The sequence below is a fragment of the Arthrobacter sp. NPDC093139 genome (genome assembly GCF_044754165.1).
Classification (GTDB): domain Bacteria; phylum Actinomycetota; class Actinomycetes; order Actinomycetales; family Micrococcaceae; genus Arthrobacter.
In genome coordinates, this window is the sequence record NZ_JBIVOO010000009.1 from 97329 (window position 1) to 120316 (window position 22988).

Annotated in this window: 21 protein-coding genes and 1 riboswitch; of the genes, 12 read left to right on the forward strand and 9 right to left on the reverse strand. The window is 66.8% G+C overall.

The features are described from left to right. The first annotated feature begins 20 nt into the window (after window positions 1-20). Window positions 21-1607, forward strand: coding sequence for a glycoside hydrolase family 32 protein (locus tag ACIP90_RS14640; RefSeq protein WP_400580141.1), 1587 nt, complete (start codon window positions 21-23; stop codon window positions 1605-1607). Between the two features lie 49 nt (window positions 1608-1656). Here ACIP90_RS14640 and ACIP90_RS14645 read toward each other — a convergent pair whose 3' ends face one another. From ACIP90_RS14645 to ACIP90_RS14665, 5 genes are all read right to left on the reverse strand, one after another. Beyond that, window positions 1657-2079, reverse strand: coding sequence for a heat shock protein transcriptional repressor HspR (locus ACIP90_RS14645; protein WP_400580142.1), 423 nt, complete (start codon window positions 2077-2079; stop codon window positions 1657-1659). Window positions 2080-2094: 15 nt separating this feature from the next. Further along, a complete protein-coding gene (locus tag ACIP90_RS14650; RefSeq protein WP_400580143.1) occupies window positions 2095-3078 on the reverse strand; it encodes a DnaJ C-terminal domain-containing protein in 984 nt (327 codons plus the stop codon). 95 nt (window positions 3079-3173) lie between these two features. Further along, the gene (locus ACIP90_RS14655) at window positions 3174-3845 is read right to left on the reverse strand and encodes a nucleotide exchange factor GrpE (RefSeq protein ID WP_400580144.1); all 672 of its coding nucleotides are present in this window, start codon (window positions 3843-3845) and stop codon (window positions 3174-3176) included. 2 nt (window positions 3846-3847) lie between these two features. Further along, window positions 3848-5719, reverse strand: a complete 1872-nt coding sequence (gene dnaK, locus ACIP90_RS14660; RefSeq protein ID WP_400580145.1) for a molecular chaperone DnaK — start codon at window positions 5717-5719, stop codon at window positions 3848-3850. Between the two features lie 318 nt (window positions 5720-6037). Next, window positions 6038-6325, reverse strand: coding sequence for a hypothetical protein (locus ACIP90_RS14665; protein ID WP_400580146.1), 288 nt, complete (start codon window positions 6323-6325; stop codon window positions 6038-6040). Between the two features lie 237 nt (window positions 6326-6562). Here ACIP90_RS14665 and ACIP90_RS14670 point away from each other — a divergent pair, with 237 nt between their 5' ends. The 4 genes from ACIP90_RS14670 (at window position 6563) to ACIP90_RS14685 (ending at window position 11029) form a co-directional block, all read left to right on the forward strand. Further along, window positions 6563-7378, forward strand: coding sequence for a class I SAM-dependent methyltransferase (locus tag ACIP90_RS14670; RefSeq protein WP_400580147.1), 816 nt, complete (start codon window positions 6563-6565; stop codon window positions 7376-7378). A gap of 200 nt (window positions 7379-7578) precedes the next feature. Then, window positions 7579-8202, forward strand: a complete 624-nt coding sequence (locus tag ACIP90_RS14675) for a LysE family transporter (RefSeq protein WP_400580148.1) — start codon at window positions 7579-7581, stop codon at window positions 8200-8202. Window positions 8203-8294: 92 nt separating this feature from the next. Next, the gene (locus ACIP90_RS14680) at window positions 8295-8870 is read left to right on the forward strand and encodes a low molecular weight protein-tyrosine-phosphatase (RefSeq protein WP_400580203.1); all 576 of its coding nucleotides are present in this window, start codon (window positions 8295-8297) and stop codon (window positions 8868-8870) included. After that, window positions 8867-11029: a chorismate-binding protein gene (locus ACIP90_RS14685; protein WP_400580149.1), complete on the forward strand. Its 2163-nt coding sequence runs from the start codon at window positions 8867-8869 to the stop codon at window positions 11027-11029. The genes ACIP90_RS14680 and ACIP90_RS14685 overlap by 4 nt, the downstream gene beginning before the upstream one ends. 54 nt (window positions 11030-11083) lie before the next feature. Here ACIP90_RS14685 and cls read toward each other — a convergent pair whose 3' ends face one another. Next, window positions 11084-12571 (reverse strand): cardiolipin synthase, encoded by a 1488-nt coding sequence (gene cls, locus ACIP90_RS14690; protein ID WP_400580150.1) that lies wholly within the window; start codon window positions 12569-12571, stop codon window positions 11084-11086. 94 nt (window positions 12572-12665) lie between these two features. Here cls and ACIP90_RS14695 point away from each other — a divergent pair, with 94 nt between their 5' ends. From ACIP90_RS14695 to ACIP90_RS14710, 4 genes are all read left to right on the forward strand, one after another. Continuing rightward, complete coding sequence (locus ACIP90_RS14695) at window positions 12666-13598, forward strand: aminodeoxychorismate lyase (protein WP_400580151.1); 933 nt, start codon at window positions 12666-12668, stop codon at window positions 13596-13598. Window positions 13599-13777: 179 nt separating this feature from the next. Next, complete coding sequence (locus ACIP90_RS14700) at window positions 13778-13900, forward strand: hypothetical protein (RefSeq protein WP_400580152.1); 123 nt, start codon at window positions 13778-13780, stop codon at window positions 13898-13900. Between the two features lie 41 nt (window positions 13901-13941). Further along, a complete protein-coding gene (locus tag ACIP90_RS14705) occupies window positions 13942-15456 on the forward strand; it encodes an FAD-dependent oxidoreductase (protein ID WP_400580153.1) in 1515 nt (504 codons plus the stop codon). Window positions 15457-15600: 144 nt separating this feature from the next. Then, window positions 15601-16698, forward strand: coding sequence for an EAL domain-containing protein (locus ACIP90_RS14710; protein ID WP_400580154.1), 1098 nt, complete (start codon window positions 15601-15603; stop codon window positions 16696-16698). Between the two features lie 41 nt (window positions 16699-16739). Here ACIP90_RS14710 and ACIP90_RS14715 read toward each other — a convergent pair whose 3' ends face one another. The 3 genes from ACIP90_RS14715 to ACIP90_RS14725 are packed head-to-tail and all read right to left on the reverse strand — an operon-like array spanning window position 16740 to window position 20735. Further along, entirely contained in the window at window positions 16740-17786 is a 1047-nt protein-coding gene (locus ACIP90_RS14715) for a PLP-dependent cysteine synthase family protein (protein WP_400580155.1), read from the reverse strand. After that, a complete protein-coding gene (locus tag ACIP90_RS14720) occupies window positions 17783-19435 on the reverse strand; it encodes an aromatic amino acid ammonia-lyase (RefSeq protein WP_400580156.1) in 1653 nt (550 codons plus the stop codon). The genes ACIP90_RS14715 and ACIP90_RS14720 overlap by 4 nt, the downstream gene beginning before the upstream one ends. 4 nt (window positions 19436-19439) lie before the next feature. Further along, window positions 19440-20735, reverse strand: coding sequence for an NtaA/DmoA family FMN-dependent monooxygenase (locus ACIP90_RS14725; protein WP_400580157.1), 1296 nt, complete (start codon window positions 20733-20735; stop codon window positions 19440-19442). Between the two features lie 187 nt (window positions 20736-20922). Continuing rightward, a riboswitch (SAM riboswitch) is annotated at window positions 20923-21036 on the forward strand. 13 nt (window positions 21037-21049) lie between these two features. Between ACIP90_RS14725 and ACIP90_RS14730 the strand changes: the two genes are divergently transcribed. Genes ACIP90_RS14730 through ACIP90_RS14740 form a run of 3 tightly spaced genes read left to right on the forward strand, consistent with a single transcriptional unit; the run spans window position 21050 to window position 22974 of the window. Further along, the gene (locus ACIP90_RS14730; RefSeq protein WP_400580158.1) at window positions 21050-21358 is read left to right on the forward strand and encodes a DUF1737 domain-containing protein; all 309 of its coding nucleotides are present in this window, start codon (window positions 21050-21052) and stop codon (window positions 21356-21358) included. Next, complete coding sequence (locus ACIP90_RS14735) at window positions 21355-21765, forward strand: rhodanese-like domain-containing protein (RefSeq protein ID WP_400580159.1); 411 nt, start codon at window positions 21355-21357, stop codon at window positions 21763-21765. Before ACIP90_RS14730 ends, ACIP90_RS14735 begins: the two co-directional genes overlap by 4 nt. Beyond that, on the forward strand, window positions 21766-22974 hold the full coding sequence (locus ACIP90_RS14740) for an O-succinylhomoserine sulfhydrylase (RefSeq protein WP_400580160.1): 1209 nt from the start codon (window positions 21766-21768) through the stop codon (window positions 22972-22974). The last annotated feature ends 14 nt before the right edge of the window (window positions 22975-22988 follow it).

The following is a 22988-nucleotide window of genomic DNA, read 5'->3' on the forward strand; positions in this document are numbered from 1 at the left end:
ACCGCATGCCCGGAACTGCCATGACCGAGACCACCAGGCTGCCCTCCCCCGGCGCCGCCGGCCAGGGCCCGGACTACCGGCCGCTCCTGCACTACACGGCCGCCGACACATGGCTGAACGATCCCAACGGCCTCGTCTACGACGACGGCACCTACCACCTCTTCTACCAGAACAACCCCTACGCCAATGTGTGGGGCAACATGTCCTGGGGCCACGCCACGTCCACCGACCTGCTGGCCTGGACCGAGCACCCGATAGCGATCACTTGCGACGACCGCGAGGACGTGTTCTCGGGCAGCATCGTGGTGGACCACCTCAACACCTCCGGTTTCGGATCCGCAGAATGCCCGCCGTGGGTGGCCGTTTACACGAGCGCCTTCAAGGAACCTTCCGTTCACCGCGGCACCCAGGCCCAGTCCCTGGCCTACAGCCTGGACCGCGGCATGACCTGGACCAAGTACGCCGGCAACCCCGTTTTGACCCGGCACTCGGCGGACTTCCGGGACCCGAAGGTCTTTTGGTATTCGGGACCCGCCGGCTCCCACTGGGTGATGGCCGCTGTGGAGGCGCGTCAGAATATGGTCGTGTTCTATGGCTCGGGCGATCTTCGGGAGTGGACGCTGCTCAGCGAGTTCGGGCCCGCCCACGCCAGCGGTGGTGAATGGGAATGCCCTGACCTCTTCCCGTTGCCGGTGGACAACGACCCGACCAGGGCAAAGTGGGTTCTGACGGTAAACATCAACCCGGGCGCAGTGGCCGGAGGATCGGGCGGCCAGTACTTCATTGGAGAGTTCGACGGCGTCCGCTTCCGTCCGGATGCCCTGGACCCTGAGCCCGGGGATGACGAAGGGACGGGGAGCCAGGGCCAGGCAAATCCGCTTCGCCGCTATCAGTGGATGGATTGGGGCCGGGACTACTACGCCGCAGTTTCGTTTAGCAATGTCCCGGACAACCGTCGGGTCATGATCGGGTGGATGAACAACTGGGACTACGCCAACCAGATCCCCACTGCACCGTGGCGCTCGGCCATGACCTTGGCCAGGGACGTCAGCCTAGTGACCATCGAGGGCAAACCCACCCTCGTGCAGCGGCCTGTCCTCCCCCCGCTGCCGCCGCAGGAGCCGCTTTTCCAGCTGGACAATGTGGAGCTTACAGATGACCGCCTGGAGTTGCCGGACGCTCCGCCCGGTTGCGCCCAGATCATCCGGGCACAGTTCCGCCCCGGATCGGCGGGTCGGATCGGGTTTGTCCTCCGGGGGTCCGCCTCCGGGGAAGGAGAGGAGCGGTCGGGGCATGGCCGCACGCGCGGGACGGTGCTCGCCTACGACATACCAAGCGGGGAACTGGTCCTGGACCGCAGGCACTCCGGCGACACCGGGTTCCATCCGCTGTTTGCCTCGGCGGAGTCCTGTCCGGTGCGGCTGAGGGACGGGGTGCTCACGCTGGAGATCATCGTTGACAGGTCATCGGTGGAGGTGTTCGCGCAGCACGGCGAGGCCACCATTACCGACCTGATCTTTCCGGATCCCCGGGATGGTGCCCTGGCTGTCTTCGCGGAGAACGGCAAGGCGACGCTCGTGTCGCTGGAGGTCAGGACCATCGGCTAAGGCGAAGGCAACCGTGCCGCGGGCCGCCGTTTACTGCCCGCTGCGCTGTTTATTGCCCGCTGCGCGGCCGCCAGACCACCACGGCCTGGGAGCGCGGCCGGGGGCGCTGTCCACGGGCCAGGCTGACGACGTCGCCGGCCGCTCCGGCGGCAAAGATCCGGGAGTCCAGCGAATCACGGCGCCGGCCCAGTTCCTCGGTCAGTTCGCTGACGCGTCGCTGCAGCGCCGCCACCTGGTTTTCCAGGTCAAGGATGCGCTTGATGCCTTCGAGCGAAACGCCCTCGTGCGAGAGTCGCTGCACCTCGCGGAGCATGGTCACATCACGCTGGGAGTACCGGCGGGACTTCCCCGGCGCCCGGCTGGGCTTGACGATGCCCAGCCGGTCGTACTGCCGCAGGGTCTGCGGATGCATGTCTGCCAACTCTGCCGCCACCGAGATGACGAAGATCGGCTGGTCGAAGTTGATATCCACGGCTGACGCCCGATTCTAAAGCCGGGCCCTGGCTGCCAGGCCCTCGCGGACATCCGCGCCGGCGGTGGCGGCGGCAAACGCCTTGACGGCCTCCTCGGCTTCCTTGCTCAGGTTCTTCGGGACGGCGACGTCGATCGTCACCAGCAGGTCGCCCGTGCCCTTGGACGTTTTGACGCCGCGGCCTTTCACCCGGAGGGTGCGCCCGGAAGGCGTTCCGGCGGGGACGCGGACCCGGACATGCTCGCCGTCGATCGTGGGGACCTCGATGTCGGCGCCCAGAGCAGCTTCCGGGAAGCTCACCGGCACGTGGATGCGGAGGTTGTCGCCGTCACGGGTGTAAAAGTCGTGCGGCTTGACGTTGACCGTCACCATGAGGTCGCCGTTGCCCGCCGGACCGTACTGGCCCTTGCCGCGGACACGGACCTTCTGGCCGTCCTTGATGCCGGCGGGAACGCGGACGTCGATGACTTCGCCGTCCGGCTCGCGCAGGCCGATGGTGGTGCCGCGGATGGATCCGGCAAAGGAGATGCTGGTGGTCGCCGTGCGGTCGGCGCCCTTTTGCGGAGCCCGCTGGTAACCGGCAGGCCCGCCGGCACCGCCGAAGCCGCCGCCGAACAGGTCGGCAAATTCAGGCGGGATGCCGCCGGCCGTGCTGAAGCCACCGGAATGGCGTCCGCCCCCGCCGGTGAACAGCCCGCCGAAGAGGTCCTCGAAACCGCCGTTGGCGGTGCTCCCGGCACCGTGCGGCGCGAAGCGCGCTCCCCCGCCCATGGCCCGGATTGCGTCATACTGCTGGCGCTCCTCAGGGTCCGACAGCACGGAATACGCCTCGGAGATGTCCTTGAACCTCTTCTCCGAGGCAGCGTCACCTGAATTCGTATCCGGGTGGTACTGCCGTGCGAGCTTCCGGTAGGCCTTCTTGATGTCAGCGTCGGAAGCGTCCTTGGCAATACCAAGGATCTTGTAGAAGTCCTTGTCCACCCAGTCCTGGCTAGCCAATGGCGTTTCCTTTCAACTCTGTGTAGCGAGACGACAGTTCGCGCCAATGTTCTTTCGAATCATTGCCGCGAACTGCCATTTCGTTAGGGGTAATGCTAGGCCGGTACGGCGACAATCACCTGTGCTGCGCGGAGAACTCGCTCACCTGACTTGTAGCCGGAACGGAGCACCTGGCTGACGGTGTCAACCTCGATGTCCTCGCCGGGCTGCTGAATGAGGGCCTCGTGGATCGTCGGATCGAACTCCACACCGGTCTCATCGATGCGCACCAGGCCGTACGTCTTCAACGCGTTCTCCAGCTTGGCGGCAATCGCGGCGAACGGGCCGTCCGCAAGGTCACCGTGCTGGCGGGCGGCGTCCACATCGTCCAGCACCGGAAGCAGGGAGTTCAGGACGCCGATGACGGCCATCTCCCCTGCCACGGCGCGGTCGCGTTCGACGCGCTTGCGGTAGTTAACGTACTCCGCCTGCAGGCGCAGCAGGTCGTTCTTCAGCTCCGCCGCAGCAGCCGCCTCGGTTCCCTGTGCCACTGATTCCTCAGCCGGCACCTCTACCTGGTTGAGGATCTCCTCAGCCTGGGCGAGGGCGTCGCCGTCGGAATCCGCCGAGGCGTTCACTGCCGGTTCGGCGTGCTTCTCACCTGCAGGGTGGCGGGCCTCCCCGGTCACCGGATCCACCTTGCGGTGGTCCCGGATGACCGGCTCGTCGCGCTTGCTTCCCTGGTCGCGGGAAGAGCTGTGCTCCTCTTCGTTACCGTGATGGGGCATGGTTACTTCTTCTCTTCTTCGTCAACGATCTCGGCGTCGACGATATCGTCATCTGAAGAACCCGTCTTGCCGCCGGCAGCGGCGCCTTCGGCACCGGCAGCACCCGTTTCACCGTTCGGCGATCCCGCCTGGGCGTAAATGGCTTCGCCGAGCTTGGTCTGGGAAGCCTGCAGCTTCTCAAACGCGGTCTTCACGGCGGCGTCGTCGGTGCCTTCGAGCGCCTTCTTGAGGGCGTCGACGTCGGCCTGGACCTCGGTCTTGACCTCTTCTGGCAGCTTGTCCTTGTTGTCCGCGATCAGCTTGTCCACGGAGTAGGCGAGCTGCTCCGCGGTGTTGCGGGTGTCGGTCGCCTCGCGGCGTGCCTTGTCCTCGGCTGCGTGCTCCTCGGCGTCGCGGACCATGCGCTCGATGTCTTCCTTGGAGAGCGCGGTGCCGCCGGTGATGGTCATGGACTGTTCCTTGCCGGTGCCCTTGTCCTTCGCGGAGACGTGCACAATGCCGTTGGCATCGATGTCGAAGGTGACCTCGATCTGCGGGACGCCGCGCGGGGCCGGAGCGATGCCGGTCAGTTCGAACGTGCCCAGCGGCTTGTTGTCGCGGGTGAATTCGCGTTCGCCCTGGAACACCTGGATGGCCACGGACGGCTGGTTGTCATCCGCCGTGGTGAAGGTTTCGGACCGCTTGGTGGGGATGGCCGTGTTGCGCTCAATCAGGTGCGTCATGACACCGCCCTTGGTTTCGATGCCCAGGGACAGCGGGGTGACGTCGATCAGGAGGACGTCCTTGCGCTCACCCTTCAGCACACCTGCCTGCAGGGCTGCACCGACGGCCACGACCTCGTCCGGGTTGACGCCCTTGTTGGGCTCCTTGCCGCCGGCGAGTTCCTTGACCAGTTCGTAAACGGCGGGCATACGGGTGGAACCGCCCACGAGCACGATGTGGTCGATGTCGGACAGTTTGATCCCGGCTTCGGTAATGACATCGTGGAACGGCTTCTTGGTCCGGTCCAGCAGGTCCTTGGTGAGGTCCTGGAACTTGGCGCGCGTCAGCTGCTCGTCCAAGTGGACGGGGCCGTCCGGGGTGACGGACAGGTACTGCAGTGACACGTTGGTGCTGGTGGAGGAGGAGAGTTCCTTCTTGGCCTGCTCGGCAGCTTCGCGGAGGCGCTGCAGGGCGATCTTGTCCTTGGAGAGATCGATGCCCTTGACCTTGAGCTGCTTCAACAGGTAGTCCACGACACGGTTGTCCCAGTCGTCGCCGCCGAGGCGGTTGTCGCCGGCCGTGGCGCGCACCTGGATGGTTGAGAATTCATCTTCGTCCTTGCCAACCTCAAGGAGGGAAACGTCGAAGGTTCCGCCGCCGAGGTCGAAGACCAGGATGAGTTCGTCTTCCTTGCCCTTGTCCAGGCCATAGGCCAGGGCCGCCGCCGTGGGCTCGTTGACGATGCGCAGGACGTTCAGGCCGGCGATTTCGCCTGCTTCCTTGGTGGCCTGGCGCTCGGCGTCGTTGAAGTAGGCCGGAACGGTGATCACAGCGTCGGTGACCTTCTCGCCGAGGTAGGACTCGGCGTCGTTCTTCAGCTTCATCAGCACGCGGGCGGAAATCTCCTGCGCCGTGTACTGCTTGCCGTCAATCTCGTGCTTCCAGTCGGTGCCCATGTGGCGCTTGACGGAGGAGATGGTGCGCTCAATGTTGTTGACGGCCTGGCGCTTGGCGATCTCGCCGACCAGGACCTCGCCGGACTTGGAGAACGCAACGACGGACGGCGTGGTGCGGCCGCCCTCGGCGTTGGCAATAACGGTGGGCTCGCCACCTTCGAGAACGGAGACGACGGAGTTGGTGGTTCCGAGGTCGATACCTACTGCACGTGACATGTGTTGCTTCCTTCTTTCCTTGGAAACTGGATGGCCGGAATCCGCCTTCACTGATCGGCCTTTGACGGCCCATCGGGCTTCTCGGGATCCAGGCTCGCCCACTCCTTGAGCGATCTACACTCAACTTTACTCAGCCCGACCTTTAAGTCAATCCAAAGTTGAGTCAGATCCGCTCAACTTTGCCCGCCAAGGGGTGCTCGAGCATGAGAATAGCCCCCGGCCATCCGCGGAAGCTGGCGGAAAGCCGGGGGCCATGGCGGCAGCCGGGCCGCGTTTCGCCCTGCGTGAACCTGAGGCTGGACTGCCTCGGCGTGGCGCCTAACCGCCGGAGGAAGGGCCGCCGTCGTTGTTCTTAGGAGCATTGACCTGGCCCTCGATGAGCTCATCCTTCAGATCATCGGCCGGACCGCGCTCCTGCGTGGCTCCGGCGTCGCCGTAGTCGCCTTCGCGGTATTCACCCTCTTTCTCGTCGGCAGGTACGTCGGCCACCGTGCCGGCGTCACCGTAGTCGCCTTCGACGTACTGTCCGCTGTCGCCTTCGAGTGCCGGGTTCCTGGAGCTGGAGTGGGCCTTTCCCGTGGTGCTCGGCTCGCTGTCTTCGGTCATCGCTTGATCACTCCTTCAGAGGATTGGGCCGCGCCCGGCCGGACGCACGGGCAGTCTACTCAGCCGGGGCAGGCGGCAACAGGGTGCCGCGGTCATTCAATCCGGCAACGCCGGCCAGCAAGTCCACGTGATGCCGGAAGAGTTCGTCACGTGCGGAAAACGTGTCTGCGCCGTACTGCCCGAAGACTTCGAAACTGACGGCCCCGAAGATCGACGAAGGAGGAGTAGCGTTTTCCTATGAGTGCGCAGCAACCAGACGACGTATACACCCACGGCCATCACGAGTCGGTGGTCCGGGCCCACGCGTCGCGGACAGCGGAGAACTCCGCGGCATTCGTGATTCCCCACCTCACACCGGGGGTCAATGTGCTGGATGTGGGATGCGGGCCGGGAAGCATCACGTGTGACTTTGCCGTGCTCGTGGCCCCAGGAAGGGTGACCGGCCTGGACCGTTCCCCTGACGTGATCACCCATGCCAAGGAGCTCGCCAGCGACCGGGGCGTGGAAAACGTCGAGTTTGTGGCCGGAAACATCTACGATCTCGACTTTGAGGACGATACCTTCGACGTCGTCCACGCGCACCAGGTGCTCCAGCATCTGACCGATCCGGTGGAGGCCCTGCGGGAGATGCGGAGGGTCGCCAAACCCGGCGGCATCGTGGCCGTCCGCGACGCAGATTTCCACGGCATGAGCTGGTATCCCGCCATTCCTGAACTCGATGAGTGGATGGACCTCTACCAGCGGATCGCCCGCCGGAACGGGGCCGAACCCGACGCCGGGCGCCGCCTGGTGTCCTGGGCCCAGGCCGCCGGCTTCACCGACGTGGCACCCACAAGCAGCAACTGGCTCTACGCCACGGGACAGCAACGGCGCTGGCAGGCACGCGTGTGGGGCGAGCGGGTGCTGCACTCGGCCTTCGCTGAGCAGGCCCTCGAATATGGCTTCGCGCAGGAGGCCGACCTGACGCGCATCTCCGCCGGCTGGCACCGCTGGGGTTCCACCGAGGACGGCTGGTTCCTGATCCCGAACGGCGAGGTCATAGCCCGCGCCTGACGTGTGCGAGCGAGCCGGGCATTGTGCGGGCCGGGCATTGTGCGGGCCGATCTGCGCATGTCCGGAGGCTCTGCTGCGGGTCACCTCATCCGTTAGCCAAAAATGGCCGCCTGCAGGTCTGCGCAGCGGCCCTTTTTGGCAAATGAGCGCGCCGGGGCCTGCTGTGTGTGCAGCACCCATCCCGGCACTAAACTTGATTGGTGCAGTTCTCCCTATGGCTGGCCCTCGCGGGTGCCGGCGTCCTCATCAGTTTCACTCCCGGCGCGGGCGCCATCAACACTATGAGCAACTCGCTGACTTCGGGGTTCCGGCGGTCCATCTGGGGAATCCTCGGGCAGCAGGCGGCCCTGATCGCCCATGTGGTCATCGTGGCACTCGGCGTCGGCGTCCTGGTGGCGGGTTCGCCCGTCGCTTTCAACGTCATCCGTTATGCCGGCGCCGCCTACCTCGTCTATCTGGGCATCCGGCAGTTCCTGCACAAGCCGGACCTGGACCAGGAGAAGGCGGCCGCACTCCGGAACGAGCCGGCATGGTCCATGTTCCGGCGGGGCCTTTGGGTGAACCTGCTCAATCCCAAGGCCATCGTGTTCTTCCTGGCGTTCATGCCGCAGTTCATCCGGCCCGAACACCCGCTGTTACCGCAGTATCTGGTTCTCACCGCCACCGTGGTGGTTATCGACATCCTGGTTATGTGGTTCTTCTTCGCCGCGGCGGCGAAGTCGTTCCAGCGCTTCACCCACAATGCCCGTGGACAGACCATCCTGAACAGGGTCTTCGGCATCCTGTTTGTAGCGGTGGGCATCCTGCTCGCCCTGATCCACTAATAGACCGCTTCCAGCGAAAGACCGGCGAAATGTTAAGAACAATAAGACCGCTTACTAGCCAAGCGGTGTTAGCGTCCGACATGCTTAGCAACATGTCCTCAAAGTCGAGCCCCTACCGGATCATCGCGGTTTGCACCGGCAACATCTGCCGGTCCCCGATGGCGGAGCTGATGCTGGCGGAAGCCTTCGCAGCGGCGGGGCTTGCCGACTTCGTCGTGGTGGATTCCGCCGGAACCACCTCCTACGAGGCGGGACGGCCCATAGACGCCCGCGCTGCGCGTAAGCTGACCGCCCACAACCTGGCCTCCGACCGGCACGTCGCACGGGAATGGCAGCCGGAGTGGTACACGGAGCGCCACCTGATCCTGGCCCTGGACGTGGACCACTACGGCTGGCTCCGGGCGTCTGCCCCCGACAGTGAAACCAGGGCCAGGATCCGGATGCTCCGCAGTTTCGATCCCGCGCTGGCGTCGCAGGACCCGCTCGACCAGGGCATCGAGGACCCCTGGTACGGGGACCACAGCGACTTCGCGAGTGTCTGGGACCAGATCCAGGCAGCCGTACCCGGCATCGTCGACTTCGTCCGGTCGGCGATCGCGGAAGAAATCCCAGATGAAGATGCCCGGCTAAAGCTTCGGAACAGCCAGCAGGTACGCTCTATTTCATGACCCCCGTACCTGTGATCATCGCCATCGACGGGCGGTCGGGCGCAGGCAAAACCACGCTGGCCATTGAACTCGCGGCCCGGCTGAGGACCCACCACAAGGTGGCGCTCTTCCATCTTGAGGACATCTACCCCGGCTGGAACGGGCTCGCTGCCGGCATCGAGCGCTACGTCAGCACCGTGCTGTCGCCGCTGCGCCGGGGAGAGCCGGCCACGTGGGTGAGCTGGGACTGGGAAAAGCATTATGACGGCGATGTCCGGGTCACGCTGCCCGCGGAGATTGTTATCGTCGAAGGTGTGGGGGCCGCCGCGGCCGCCGCCCGGCCCCTGCTGGACGCCGTCATCTGGGCCGACGCGCCGGAGGACGAACGCCGCGCCCGCGCGCTGGAGCGTGACGGCCAGACTTATGAACCCTACTGGAACCAGTGGGCCGCCCAGGAAGCGGAGCTCCTCGCCTGGGACGATGTGCGCGGCCACGCGGATGTCCGGGTCCGCAACCGCGCCGATGGCACCGCGCCGGCGGACGTGCTGCAGGCGCTCACCTACCTCCCGGGCCTAGCCACCGTGCTGGTTCCCGAGCTCTCCGCGCGCCGCGGCCTGCGGTTGCTGGCCGAGCGGATCGAGGCCCGCCCGGATCCCGCGGCCCTGTTCGAGCAGCTGTTCGGGACCTCCGCGAATGCCGTCTGGCTGGATTCCTCGCTTGTCCCGCCCCGGCCGCAGGGCAGGCACAGCGGACATGACCGGGAGGCTGCGGCCGCCGCGGAACGCAGCCGCTTCAGCATTCTGGCGGACGACGGCGGCACCTTCGGCCAGTCCGTGCGGCACCATTCCGGGACCAACCGGATCACCGCGGGATGCGCCACTGCCGAAGTCCCCGGGCCTTTCTTCCGCTGGCTGGAGACGGCGTGGGGGCAAAAGGCGGTCCGTGGTCCCGAGGGCTATGCGTGCGATTTCACGCTGGGCTGGCTGGGCTACATGGGGTATGAGCTCAAGCGTGAAACCGGCGGCTCGGACGTCCCCTCCGACACTCCGGACGCTGCCCTGATCTTCGCCGGGCGGGCGGTGGTCCTGGACCACGCCGAAGGTACGGCCTGGCTGCTGGCCATCGACGCCCCCGACGCTCCGGACTGGCTTGCCGACGCCCGGCACGCCGTGGCAGGGGCAGCCGAAGCCGGCGGTGCCGCGGCCCCCCAAGCCGGCGGCAGCGGCGCCGTCGTGCCGTTCCCGTCCCCGGTGTTCACGAGCCGCGATACGGAGCTCAGCTACAAGCGCAAGATCGCCGCCGCCCAGAATGAGATCGCCGAGGGAAACTCTTACGAGGTGTGCCTCACCACGTCCCTCACCGCGGAGGTGCCCGCGGACGGGCTGGACCTGTGGCCTACATACCTGGCGCTGCGGAAGAGGAATCCGGCGCCTTTCGCAAGCTTTCTGCGGTTCGGCGGCCTCACGGTTGCCAGCACGTCCCCTGAGCGGTTCCTGCGGATCACCTCCGACGGCGGCATGCGCGCCGAGCCGATCAAGGGCACCCGCCCCCGTGGCGCCGACCCGGAAGCGGATGCGGAGCTGCGGCACGATCTGGCCACCTCCCTGAAGGACCGGGCCGAGAACATCATGATTGTCGATCTGCTCCGTAACGACCTCAGCCACTTTGCGGAGCCCGGATCGGTCACGGTCAGCCGGCTGTGCGAGATCGAAAGCTACGCCACTGTCCACCAGCTCGTGAGCACCATCGACGCCCAGCTCCTGCCCGGTTCGCCGCGGGCCGAAGCCGTGGCGGCGTGTTTCCCTGCCGGCTCCATGACCGGGGCGCCGAAGATCAGCACCATGGCCATCCTGGACCGGCTCGAGGAAGCGCCCCGGGGGGTCTATTCGGGCGCGATCGGGTACTTCTCGCTCAACGGTGCCACGGATCTGGCAGTCGCGATCCGTACGCTCGTTGTCCAGACGGCGGATGCGGACAGCACTGCGGGGGCCCGTGCAGCGGGGGACAGCGCAGCCGGAGACGGCGCAGGGGGCGGCCCGACGGCGACGCTGAGTCTCGGCGTGGGCGGCGCCATCACGGCCGATTCAGCGCCCCAGGAGGAATACGAGGAGATCCGCACCAAGGCGTTCGGCGTGCTGTCCACCCTGGGCTCGGAATTCCCGGCCCGAACTGGCAGCTAACGCCCGCAAATTCGACGTTTGAGGGCATTAGCTGCCCGTTCGCGCTGGCTGGGGCTACTGGACCGTGGCCGTGAGGCGCGCCACGTTGTCCACATATCTCGCCGCGAGGGGCCGCCGCATCCAGTCCTCCAGCCTGAGCTCGTGGGAGATGTCCCGGTAGGTGTCCTCCACCTCGCGCATGTTGTTCACAGTCTGGCTGCCGAGCAACATCACCGACACCTCCATGTTCAGGGAGAAGGAGCGCATGTCCATGTTGCTGGAGCCGAGGACGGCCACCTCGTCGTCGATGGTGAAGTGCTTGGCATGCAGGACGAACGGCGCCTTGTACAGGTAGATCCGCACGCCGGCTTCCAGCAGCGCCTGGTAGTAGGACTGCTGGGCGTGGTGGACCAGGAACTGGTCGCCCTTTTCGGAGACGAAGAGCTCGACGTCGACGCCCCGCTGCGCCGCCGTGGTGATCGCATAGAGCAGTGAATCGTCCGGCACGAAGTACGGGCTGCAGATGGAAATCCGGTGCTGGGCGGAGTAGATGAGTGTATTGAACAGCCGGAGGTTGTTCTCGGTGCTGAAGCCGGGGCCGCTGGGCACCACCTGCGCCGTGACATTGCCGGGGGCGGTTTCATCGGGCAGTTCTAGCTGCTCCTCGAGCTGGGCCTCGAGCGATTCGTCGGTTTCGCTGAGCCAGTCTGTGGCGAAGACCACGTTGAGGGTGGGGACTATGGGGCCGCGCAGCCGCGCCATCAGCTCCACCCACTCACGCCCCACCTTCCGGTGCCGCGGGTTGTTGTAGGACGGCTCGATCAGGTTCTGCGACCCGGTGAACGCCACCTCGCCGTCGATCACCATGATCTTGCGGTGGTTCCGGAGGTCCGGCCGGCGCCACTGGCCGTGGATGGGCAGGAGCGGAAGCATCCGCCGCCACTGGATTCGGCTGGCTTTGAGGCGTTTAAGGAGCCTGGCATAGCCCTTGATCCGGAGCGTTCCGATGTGGTCGAACAGCACGCGGACCTCGACGCCGCGGTCGGCGGCCTCCTCCAGCGCCGTGAACAGCTCGTCCGTCACGTGGTCCGTGCTCATGATGTAGAACTCGGCGTTGATGAACCGTTTGGCGTTCCGGACGTCCTCGGTCATCGCCCGGATGGAGTCCGGGTAGCCCGGGATGAGCTCCACGGAGTTGCCGTCCACCATCGGAATCGAGCCCAGGCGGCGGTTGAGTTCGGCCGCGGACTTGACCCATTCGGGGCCGGGATATTCACTTCCGACGTCGGACAGCACGGACGTGCGGGCACGCACCCTTTCGCTGACCTGCTGCTGCTGCTCCACGCGCCGCCGGGACAGCCGGAAGTTGCCGAACAGCAGGAAAAGGATCAGGCCCAGGGCGGGTACGAAGAAGATGCCCAGCAGCCACGCCATGGCCGTGGTGGGCCGGCGGTTGCCGGGGATGATGCCCAGGGCGAGCACCCTGATGATGAAGTCCGCCGCGCTGAGCACGAAAACCAGCCAGGCCGGCAGGGTTCCGGAGAGCGGAAATGGCCACAACACTGGTGAAACCCCCGTTATTTCTTGCCCTCGGAGCCATTCCGGAAGGGACGCTCCAGCACAGCCTATCCGGGACCGGCCGCACTAAGCTTGAGGCATGACTTCTCCTGCTTCCGCCACCGTGCTGGTGTTCCTCGACCCGGACTATGAATTCGGTCGGATCGCCGACCCCACCCAGCCCCAGCTGATGGCCACCGATTTGGGCGCCACCCGGGGCGATGGCGTATTCGAGTCCATGCTTGCCGTGGCCGGCCGGACCCGGAAGGTCCAGGCGCACCTGGACCGGCTGGCCGACTCTGCCCGGGCACTCGACCTGGACATACCGGACCAGGACACCTGGCGGCGCGCCATCGAAACGGGCGTTGCCGCCTTCCGTTCCGATAACCCGGCTGCCTCACGCGAAGAGGACGAGGCCGTGGTCAAGCTCCTGGTGACGAGGGGCGTCGAGGGCGCCCCGGGGCCCACCTGCTGGGTCCAGGTCTCCCCCGTCGGGGCGGCAGGCCGGCGCCAGCGCGAAGCGGGCATCGACGTCATCCTGCTGGACCGCGGCTACGACAGCGACGCCGCCGAGCGCGCCCCCTGGCTCCTGCTCGGCGCCAAGACCCTCTCCTACGCGGTCAACATGGCCGCCCTGCGCCACGCCCACAAACAGGGCGCCGACGACGTCATCTTCACGTCCTCCGACGGCCGCGTGCTGGAGGGGCCGACGTCGACCGTCCTGCTGGCGCAGGTCGAAGAGTCCGACGGCGGCGCAACGGTTAAGCGGCTCATCACGCCCCAGCTGGACAGCGGCATCCTTCCGGGCACGTCCCAGGGTGCGCTGTTCGCCGCCGCCAAGGCTGCCGGCTGGGAACTGGGTTACGGCCCGCTGGAACCCCAGGACCTGTTCGACGCCGACGCCGTGTGGCTGATTTCCAGCATCCGGCTGCTCGCGCCGGTAAACCACATCGACGGGAAAGAGATCGGCACGCCCGCGCTTCGGAAGCAGCTGACGGCTGAGCTGGCAGAGCTGTTCGCCGGGATCGAGTAACTGAGCAGGATCCTGTAGCGGTGTGTGGATCCGGTAGCTGCATGGCCGTTTCTTCAGTGACGCGATAGGGGTATGGTCTGCCTCAGGAGGGGCGCACATGGACTGGACCCTGGAACGACCGGATTCGCCGTTGCATGGCTGCCTGCCATCCAACGCGGTGCGGGTGACGAATAACCGGCATGAGCAAGGCAGAAAAAAAGAACCTGCGGTACTGCGACTACTACTGCTTCATGTCACTGGCGGACTTCACTGCGTGGGTCCAAGATGACAGCGGCAATGAACCGGACATGTCCTTTACGTGAGCGTCCCGCGCCCGCCCGCCGGACCGGCGAACGGCTGCACCATGACTGAGCACATCGGGGGCAGGCCCATCTCCCTGTGGCTGGCCACCGCCGGGCAGACCGGTTATCCGTCCCTGGCCGCGGACGTCGAGGTGGACGTCGCGGTGATCGGCGGCGGCATCGCCGGACTGACGGCGGCACTGGCCCTCAAACGGGGAGGCCTGACGGTGGCTGTCCTGGAGGCAGCCCGCGTGGGCACCGGAGTCACGGGTCACACCACCGGGAAGGTCACGTCCCTGCACCGGCTCGCCTACGCCGAACTGGCAGAGCGCCACGGCGCCTCCACGGCCCGCAGCTACGGCGAGGCCAACCAGGCCGCCCTCGAACACATCGCACGCACCGTGTCCGAGGAGAACATCGACTGCAGCTTCCGGAGAGTGCCCAACTACACGTACGCGGAATCGCAGGACGCCGCGGACCTGGTCCGTACCGAAGCGGAGCTGGCGGCACGACTCGGACTTCCCTCCTCTTTCACGACTGACGTGCCCTTGCCTTTTCCCGTGCGGGCGGCCGTTCGCTTCGATGGCCAGGCGCGGCTGCACGCGCTGAAATACCTGCAGGGACTGGCGGCGGCCGTGGACGGGGACGGCAGCTTCGTGTTCGAGGAAAGCCGCGTTTCGGGCCTCCGGGACGGAGCACCGGGCGTGGTTGACACCGAAGGGGGAGCCGTCCGCGCGCACGACATCATCGTCGCCACAAATGTCCCGTTCGGGGACGAAGGGTCATTCGAGACACGGTGTTACCCGCACCGCTCCTACATCGTGGCTTCCCGCGCACAGCTGCCAACCATGGACGCCACCTTCATCAGCGCGGACGAGCCACTGCGGTCCATCCTGACCATCGACGTGGAGGGCACCAGCTATGTACTCACCGGAGGAGAAGGACACCGGGTGACCGACGGCGGCGACTCCGCCGAACGGTATGCCCGGCTGGCGGCGTTCTCCCGGGACCGCCTCGGCGCCGGGAATGCCGAGTTCCGCTGGTCCACGCAGGACATCATGACCGTGGACGGGCTGCCCTACGTCGGGCGCATGTCGTCCGGCGGCAAACACGTCCATGTGATCACAGGACTCCGCAAGTGGGGCCTGACGAACGGCACCGCCGCCGCGCTGATCCTCGCCGACACCCTCAGCGGAAGGCGCAACCCGTGGGCGGCGGTGTTCGACAGCAACAGGCCCACGCCGCCGCGAGCGGAGATCCCCGCCTTGCTGCAGGAAACCAAGCCGCAGGAAGCGGGAAAGCCGGCTCCCGGGCTTCCGGCTCCGGGTGAAGGGACGGTTGTTGACGCGGGCGGGGAGCCAGTGGCTGTCTACGCCCACCCCGACGGGAAGCTGCAGGCTGTCTCCGCCGTCTGCACGCACCTCGGCTGCACCGTGGGATTCAACGCGGAGGACGCTACCTGGGACTGCCCCTGCCACGGGTCCCGGTTCGCCACGGACGGCACCGTTATCCAGGGCCCGGCCACGGCAAACCTTCAGTCAAAGCTGCTGCCGGGATCCGCGAAAACTGGTACCTGAAAGGTGGGTTCCGAAAAAAACAGACAATTCGGATGCAGCCGTTGTACTCTTCTAGAACGGTCTGACCGCCTCATCCGAGGGGATGGGCAGGTCAGTCCGGGGTTCCGGGCTCAGCCGGAACCAGGAGCCATAAAGGAATAGCCGATGTCCAGGGATGAATCCTCCGTTCCCGCATTGACAAACTCACTACCCGAGGGCTTGGGGGCCCAGGCAGCGTTGCCAGGGGATGTGGGCGAAGTAACTGTGCGCTGGCAAGCCCAGGAAATTATTGACGTGCTGCTGGCGGAGTCCGATCCTGCCAGCGACAGGGCCCGGAAGAGGCTCCGCGACCTGGTCGCAGCGCATCCGGACCATCCCGAGCTCGCACTCCTTGAGCACCTCAAAGTGACGACGGCACTCGTCAATAACGAAGGTGCCGTACCCTTGACCGTCGAGCCGGCCCAAGCAGCGGAAGTGCCCGCGCCGGTTCCTTTCACCAGACGCAGCAGGAACAAGATCGAGGCTGTCCTCGGTGACAAGATGCTGATGACAGCCTTCCAGCCGGTCCGGCAGCTTCCGGACGGGCAGGTCATCGGCGTCGAGGCCCTGACGCGCTTCGTGAGCGACGACGGCGCCAGCGCCGACCACTGGTTCAACGAGGCGGAAGCGGTGGGCCTGGGAGCCGACCTCGAAATCGCAGCCCTCCTCCGGGCACTCACGGCGGCACATTCCGTGCCCGAGCCCCTCTTCATCGCCCTGAACCTCACGCCCGCCACCTGCCTGGATGCGCGCATTCACGGATTGCTGGAGCACTCGCAGCTTCCGATGGACCGGATCATCATCGAGCTCACAGGCCAGGTGGCCCCTGACCAGTATCCGACTCTGGGCGCGGCCCTGGCGCCGCTGCGCAGGCGGGGGCTCCGGATTGCAGTCGACGGCGCCGGCGCTGGCTTCACGTCTATGGACCAGATTCTTGAGCTGAGCCCCGATGTCATCAAGCTGGACCGCCGCTTCATCGAGAACATCGACCGTTCCGAAGGACAACGGCTCCGGGGCGCCGCCATGGCGGAGCTCGCACACTACATCGGTGCGGAACTCACGGCGGAAGGTATTGAAACGGTAGCGGAACTGAGCGCGGTGACAGAGCTTGGGCTGACTGCGGCCCAAGGGTACTTGTTGGGCCGGCCGTCCGTGCATCCGCTCGATTGGAACTCCTGGATCCGGTCCGAAAGCGAAACCGCGGCGAGCGGCCCCGCTTTCTGACCGGAAGGCTTCTTCCTGACCGGAGAAGCGCGCCAGCTGACCTAGTCCTCCGCCAGGTCCGCGGCCAGGCGGATGTGGTTGTCCGCCAACCACTCGGGGTTGAAGGCCTTGCTCAGGTAGTTGCGTCCGGTGTCCGGGGCGATGGCCACCACCACGGACCCGCGCGGGGCGGCCCGTGCCACGCGGAGGGCTGCCGCCACCGTCAGCCCCGACGACGGGCCGAGGGACAGCCCCTCCTCGTTGAGCAGCCGATGGGCGGTGGTGTACACCTCGTCGTTCGGGATCCGGAGGAACCGGTCCAGCAAGCCGGGGTCAAAGACCTTCGGCCAGTCCGGTTTGGGCCAGGAGTTGCCCACACCGTCCACCAGAATCTGGCCCGGATGCCCTCCGCTGTACACCGAGCCGTACGGATCGGCGCCGATCACCTCGACGTGCCCGGCTGACTTTTCCTTGAAGTACCGCCCGTTCCCGGTGATCGTCCCGCCGGTGCCGACCCCCGCCACGAAGTGCGTGATCCTCCCCGCCGTCTGCTCCCAGATTTCGGGGGCGGTCCCCTCGTAGTGGGCCATCGGGTTGGCCGGATTGTCGAACTGAAGGGGCCGCCACGCGCCCGGAATTTCCTGCGTGATGCGGGCTGCCACCGCCCTGGCATTCGCAGGGGAATCCGACGGCGCGCTCCAGTCCGTGAACACCACCTGTGCCCCGTACCGCCTCAGCGCCTCCAGCTTTTCGGAGGAAATGGAATCACCGGTCACCACCACCACGGGATGCCCGGTGAGCGCCCCGATCAGCGCCAGCCCGATGCCCGTGTTCCCGGAGGTGCTCTCCACGATCGTGCCGCCGGGCCGCAGCTCCCCGCTGCGTTCCGCCGCGCGCACCATGCTCAGCGCCGTGCGGTCCTTGATGGAGCCGCCGGGGTTTTCCGATTCCAGCTTGACGAATACGGTGCTGCCCAGGCCCTGGCTGAGCGCTTCCAAGGGAACGAGCGGCGTGTGGCCGACGCGGGCCAGGACGGCACCGGCGTCGGCCCCGAGGTCCACCACGGCCGCCGCCTGCCGCGGTTCGGGCCTGCCTGTCACCGTGCTCATGCTTCGCCTCCTGTTTCGTCCATCTCCCCCGGCGGCAGCCGGAGTTCCGCCAGCCCGGGCAGCAGGTCCCGCAGTGCCGCGCGTCCCCGCTCCACCAGAGCTGATGCCAGCAACTGCTCGGACAGGAGCCGGAAAAGACGGTCGACGACGGCGCCGGTCCCCTCGCCGAGCGGCCGCGCCTCCGCCGCGGATTCCCTTCCACCGACCTCCGCGGCCTGCGCTTCCGACAGCAGGTAGGCGGCCGTCAGCGATTCAATGGTGAGCAGCTTTGAGGCGGCCTCCACCGATTGCTGCAGCTGCTGGAGCGCGAGGGGCGCCAGCGTGGAGTGGTCCTCCACGTCGGCGGAGAGCGTCGGTGCCCCCAACGTTGCCGGCGCCGCCAGGAATTTCAGCTCAGCCAACAGGCCTGCTGCCGAATACCAGAGGAGGCCCGGCAGCTCCTCGGAAGCCAGCGGGGTGCCGCTACGGGCTGCCTCCAGGTTCAGCTGCCGGATGAGCCGCTGGGGCGGGTAGAGCTTGGCGATGCGCCGCTCGCTGCTGATGCCCACGTGGGCCAGCCCCAGCCGCAGTGCCTCGAAGGCGAGGGCCAGCTGCATGGGCTGGAAGTTGCCGCCGGATACCATCCGGCCGGTGGCCAGCTCCGTCAGCGGGTTGTCGCCGCGGCCGTTCAGCTCCACTTCCAGGGCGCTGGCCAGGGCAGTGACCTGGGCGCGGAACGCGCCGTGCGTCTGCGGCGCAGCGCGGAAGGACAGGGCGTCCTGCACCGACACCTCGCGCCGCGGGTCCTCCAACCAGCCGCCGCGCACCAGACGCCGGACGTTCGCGGCCGAGATCCGCTGGCCGTCCACCGCCTTGGCCGCCTGCACGGCCGGCGAAAACGGGCTGAGGTTCCCCCCGCCGTCGTACCGTCCGGTGGCCTCCAGCGACAGTGCGAGAGCGGTGTCCGCGAGGTCGGCCAGATGCATCAGCCGGGCCAGCGCCAGGGTGCCTGCGCCGATCGAGTATGAGTTGGCACTGACCAGCGCCAGGGCCTCGCCCGCGGCCAGCACGAGCGGGTCAAGGCCTGCCGCGGCGAGCGCCGCCGCGCCGGGAATGATGCTCCCGTCGGGTGCCAGTGCCTGTCCTTCACCGATGGCGACGGCGGCCACCGCTGCCAGCTGCGTCAGGTCTGAGGAACCGACGGAACCGTCGCGGGGGATGGCGGGAAGCACTCCCCGGTTGAGCAGTTCTGCATAGAACCGGGCTGCTTCAGGGCGGACGCCGGAGCCGCCGCGGGTGAAGCCGATCAGCCTCGCGAGGATCACGGCCCGGATTTCCTCCGGAGCGAGCAGGGCGCCGATGCCGCTGTGGTGGTAGCGGACCACCTGCACCTGATAGTCGAGGATGGATTCTTCCACCACCGCCGTGTCCCGCCCGGAGCCCAGCAGGGTGTTTAGCCCGTAGACCCGGTGGCCGGAGTCGATGGCCGACTGGACCACATCCCTGGAGAGGCCCATCAGCTCCATTGCGTCAGCGCTCAGGACGACTTCGACCGTGGGATCGGAGGCGACCCGCGCCACGTCGGCGGCCATAAGGTGTGCCGTGCCGATCAGGAAGGTGGCACGTTTTGCATCCGGCAGCAGGCTGTCCGGCCCCCGTGTCCCGGCCATGGCACTAGAAGTCCAGCAGGTTCCGGCGGAGGCCGCCGTCGCCGTAGCTTGTCCGCAGCAGTCCGCGGCGCCGTAGCACGGGTGCCAGTTTGTCCAGCACGCCGTGCACGGTGGCCGGGTCCACGAAGCCGGAGAAGAGGAAGCCGTCCCCGCCCACAGCGGCGCCTGTTTCCTCGAGGTGGTCGGCGATTTCCTCCGCCGTGCCGATGATGCTGTCCCCTGCCCCGCCGCTGCGGGCCCGCAGGATCTCGCGCAGCGTCGAGCCCGGCGGGGCAGCCTTGGAGAAGTGTTCCAGCGTGCCTTGGTTGCTGTTGGTGCTCAGTTCCGGCAACGGCTCGTCCAGGTCGAACTGCTTGAAGTCGATGACGGACAGATATGAGATCGAATTAAGCTGGCTGTCCACGTCCCGCTGCGTCAGCTCCCGCCGTGCAGCCCGCAGCTCCTCCGCCTCGGCTTTGGAGCCCACCACAGTGGGCTTGAGGACGAACAGCACCTTGACGTCGTCGGGGTTCCTGCCCGCCTTGGCGGCTTCGGCCCGGATGGAGTCGCGGTAGGCCTTCATGCCGTCGGAGCCGCGGGCCAGCGCAATGGCAACATCCGCGTTGCCTCCCGCGAAGGCCTTGCCGCGCGGCGATGCCCCGGCCTGCACCAGCACCGGCTCCTCCGGCAGGGGAGCCGTGTTCAGCGGGCCGCGGACCCGGAAGAATTCACCCTCGTGGTGGATGGGCCGCACCTTGGTGTGGTCGGCGAAGACGCCGGCCCCGGCGTCCTCCACGATGGCGTCCCGGTCCCAGCTGCGCCAGAGCTTCCGCACCACGTCGACGAATTCCTCCGCCTTCTCATAGCGGAGATCGTGCTCGATTTGCTGGTCCAGCCCGTAGTTCTGGGCGGCGAGGTCGCTGCCGGAGGTCACCACGTTCCAGCCGAGCTGGCCGTTGGAGAAGTGCTGCAGCGTGGCCAGCAGCCGGGCCGCCGTGAACGGCGGATAGAAGGAGGCGCTGACGGTGGGGACGATGCCGAGGTGCTCCGTGGCGGAGAGCAGGTACGGGACAAGGGCCAGCGGATCGTGCTTGGGCGCGAAGGAGGCCTGCGCCAGCGAGACTTCGGCGCTTCCACCATAGGTGTCCGGGACGGTGAGGGAGTCCTCGATGATGAACAGGTCCAGTCCGGCCCGCTCGAACTCGCGCACGGCGTGCTGGTAGAGCCCGGGTTTCTTCCAGTCGTAGCCGATCCCGTAACCGGGTGTACCCCAGCCCTGGACCCCGAACCCGTGGCCCACAAACCACCCAAAGTGCAGCATGGGGCCGACTCTATTGGCATTCGATTCGTTCACTGGTGCCTGGTTTCATCCGGCGTTACGGTGGTTCATCTCCCGTCATTATGCACCCGGTCGTGATCTTTGCAACCGACGCTGCAGGCCTCCAGCGTTACGGAACATGACGACGGCGGCGGTGCGCGCGGGCGTCGTCGGTGTTACTTTTTTGAGGAGTAATGAGAACCGGCGCCAAGCCCTGACTGGCCGGTCGGCAACCCTCCCTTTCGCGGCGGGGTGCCTCAGGTGAATACTCGGCAATCGACCACTCGAGCTGCAAGCGTGAGAGAAGGAGATCCGTCATGACGGACGCGCCCGCCGGTGCCACCCTGCCGGCCCCGCAGGACAAACCTGAGGAAAAACTGGCCTACCGCCTGATCACCGGACCGGACAACCGTGCCTTCTGCGAACGCATTTCGGATGCGCTGGCCGAAGGGTATGTGCTGCACGGCAACCCGGCAGCCGCGTTCAACGGCAGGGACGTGATCGTGGCGCAGGCCGTTGTCCTGCCCCTCGCCGTCGCAACAGCTGATGCCGCCGTGGCCACCGCCGTGGACCGGCTGGACTCGGACGAGAACCTCGACGCCGAAGCCTTCGAGGGGCACGCATGAGCTACGCCGGAGACCTCACCCCGCACGAAGCGTGGACCAAGCTGGAGGAGGGCGCCGTCCTGGTGGACGTCCGCACCGAGGGCGAATGGGCACACATCGGCATCCCCGACACCAAGGCCACCGAGAATGACCCGCTGTTCATCCAGTGGACCTTCCCAGGCGGCATCCCCAACCGGGCCTTCATCGACCAGCTCAAGGAGCAGGCTCCGGAGGACGACGGCACGGAGCTCGTCTTCCTGTGCCGCTCAGGCCAGCGCTCCATTGCTGCCGCCATCGCCGCGACCCAGGCCGGCTTCACCTCTTACAACGTCCTCGAAGGCTTCGAGGGAGAGCCCGACCGGTACGGTGAGCGCACCGTCAACGGCTGGAAAAACCGCGGTCTGCCGACAAACCTGGGAAAGAACTAAGTGACCTTCAATCAAGATGCCGCCGGCTGGAGTCCCGAAACCCAAGCCGTCCGCGGCGGGCTGGACCGCACCAATTTCCAGGAGACCACCGAGCCGATCTTCCTGAACTCCGGCTTCGTCTACGAGTCCGCGGCCGCTGCCGAGCGCGCCTTCACCGGTGAGGACGAACGCTTCGTCTACTCCCGCTACGGCAACCCGTCCGTGGCCACCTTCCAGGAGCGCCTCCGCCTGCTCGAAGGCACGGAAGCATGCTTCGCCGCGGCGTCGGGCATGTCCGCCGTGTTCACCGCCCTGGGCGCCCTGCTGGCGGCCGGGGACCGCGTGGTGGCCGCCCGCTCGCTCTTCGGCTCCTGCTTCGTGATCCTGAACGAAATCCTGCCGCGCTGGGGCGTGGAGACGGTCTTCGTGGACGGGCCGGACCTTGAGCAGTGGCGTACGGCCCTCTCGGTGCCCACCACTGCTGTCTTTTTCGAGTCGCCGTCCAATCCCATGCAGGAGATTGTGGACATCGCCGCCGTCAGTGACCTCGCCCACGCGGCCGGTGCGACCGTCGTCGTCGATAACGTGTTCGCCACTCCCCTGCTGCAGCGGTGCGGCGACCTCGGCGCCGACGTGATCGTCTACTCGGGCACAAAGCACATCGACGGCCAGGGCCGCGTGTTGGGCGGCGCCATCCTGGGCACCAAGGAATTCATCGACGGCCCGGTCAAGCAGCTGATGCGCCACACCGGGCCTAACCTGTCCGCGTTCAACGCCTGGGTGCTTACCAAGGGACTGGAAACCATGGCGCTGCGGGTGAATCACTCATCGGCCACCGCGCTGCGCCTCGCCGAATGGCTTCAGGACCAGCCGGCCATCAGCTGGGTCAAGTACCCGCTGCTGAAGTCCCACCCGCAGTACGAGCTTGCCGCCAAGCAGATGAAGGCCGGCGGCACCGTGCTCACACTGGAACTCGCGACGACGGCTGGCCAGTCGGCCAAGGAGGCCGCCTTTGCGTTGCTGGACGCCCTGAAGATCATCGACATCTCCAACAACCTCGGGGACGCCAAGACCCTCATCACCCACCCTGCCACCACCACGCATCGGGCCATGGGGCCGGAAGGCCGCGCAGCCATCGGGCTCAGCGACGGCGTGGTGCGGCTGTCCGTGGGCCTGGAGGATCCCGAGGACCTGATCGGCGACCTGGAGCAGGCGCTCAAGCAGATCTGAGGTCTTGGGGTTGG

What these genes read in the sequence shown, in the direction of transcription:
- ACIP90_RS14640 (WP_400580141.1), top strand. Translation starts at nt 21, where the DNA reads ATGACCGAGACCACCAGGCTGCCCTCCCCCGGCGCCGCCGGCCAGGGC.
- ACIP90_RS14655 (WP_400580144.1), bottom strand. Translation starts at nt 3,845, where the DNA reads ATGCCCCATCACGGTAACGAAGAGGAGCACAGCTCTTCCCGCGACCAG.
- dnaK (WP_400580145.1), bottom strand. Translation starts at nt 5,719, where the DNA reads ATGTCACGTGCAGTAGGTATCGACCTCGGAACCACCAACTCCGTCGTC.
- ACIP90_RS14665 (WP_400580146.1), bottom strand. Translation starts at nt 6,325, where the DNA reads ATGACCGAAGACAGCGAGCCGAGCACCACGGGAAAGGCCCACTCCAGC.
- ACIP90_RS14670 (WP_400580147.1), top strand. Translation starts at nt 6,563, where the DNA reads ATGAGTGCGCAGCAACCAGACGACGTATACACCCACGGCCATCACGAG.
- ACIP90_RS14680 (WP_400580203.1), top strand. Translation starts at nt 8,295, where the DNA reads ATGTCCTCAAAGTCGAGCCCCTACCGGATCATCGCGGTTTGCACCGGC.
- ACIP90_RS14685 (WP_400580149.1), top strand. Translation starts at nt 8,867, where the DNA reads ATGACCCCCGTACCTGTGATCATCGCCATCGACGGGCGGTCGGGCGCA.
- ACIP90_RS14695 (WP_400580151.1), top strand. Translation starts at nt 12,666, where the DNA reads ATGACTTCTCCTGCTTCCGCCACCGTGCTGGTGTTCCTCGACCCGGAC.
- ACIP90_RS14700 (WP_400580152.1), top strand. Translation starts at nt 13,778, where the DNA reads ATGAGCAAGGCAGAAAAAAAGAACCTGCGGTACTGCGACTACTACTGC.
- ACIP90_RS14705 (WP_400580153.1), top strand. Translation starts at nt 13,942, where the DNA reads ATGACTGAGCACATCGGGGGCAGGCCCATCTCCCTGTGGCTGGCCACC.
- ACIP90_RS14710 (WP_400580154.1), top strand. Translation starts at nt 15,601, where the DNA reads ATGTCCAGGGATGAATCCTCCGTTCCCGCATTGACAAACTCACTACCC.
- ACIP90_RS14715 (WP_400580155.1), bottom strand. Translation starts at nt 17,786, where the DNA reads ATGAGCACGGTGACAGGCAGGCCCGAACCGCGGCAGGCGGCGGCCGTG.
- ACIP90_RS14720 (WP_400580156.1), bottom strand. Translation starts at nt 19,435, where the DNA reads ATGGCCGGGACACGGGGGCCGGACAGCCTGCTGCCGGATGCAAAACGT.
- ACIP90_RS14725 (WP_400580157.1), bottom strand. Translation starts at nt 20,735, where the DNA reads ATGCTGCACTTTGGGTGGTTTGTGGGCCACGGGTTCGGGGTCCAGGGC.
- ACIP90_RS14730 (WP_400580158.1), top strand. Translation starts at nt 21,050, where the DNA reads ATGACGGACGCGCCCGCCGGTGCCACCCTGCCGGCCCCGCAGGACAAA.
- ACIP90_RS14735 (WP_400580159.1), top strand. Translation starts at nt 21,355, where the DNA reads ATGAGCTACGCCGGAGACCTCACCCCGCACGAAGCGTGGACCAAGCTG.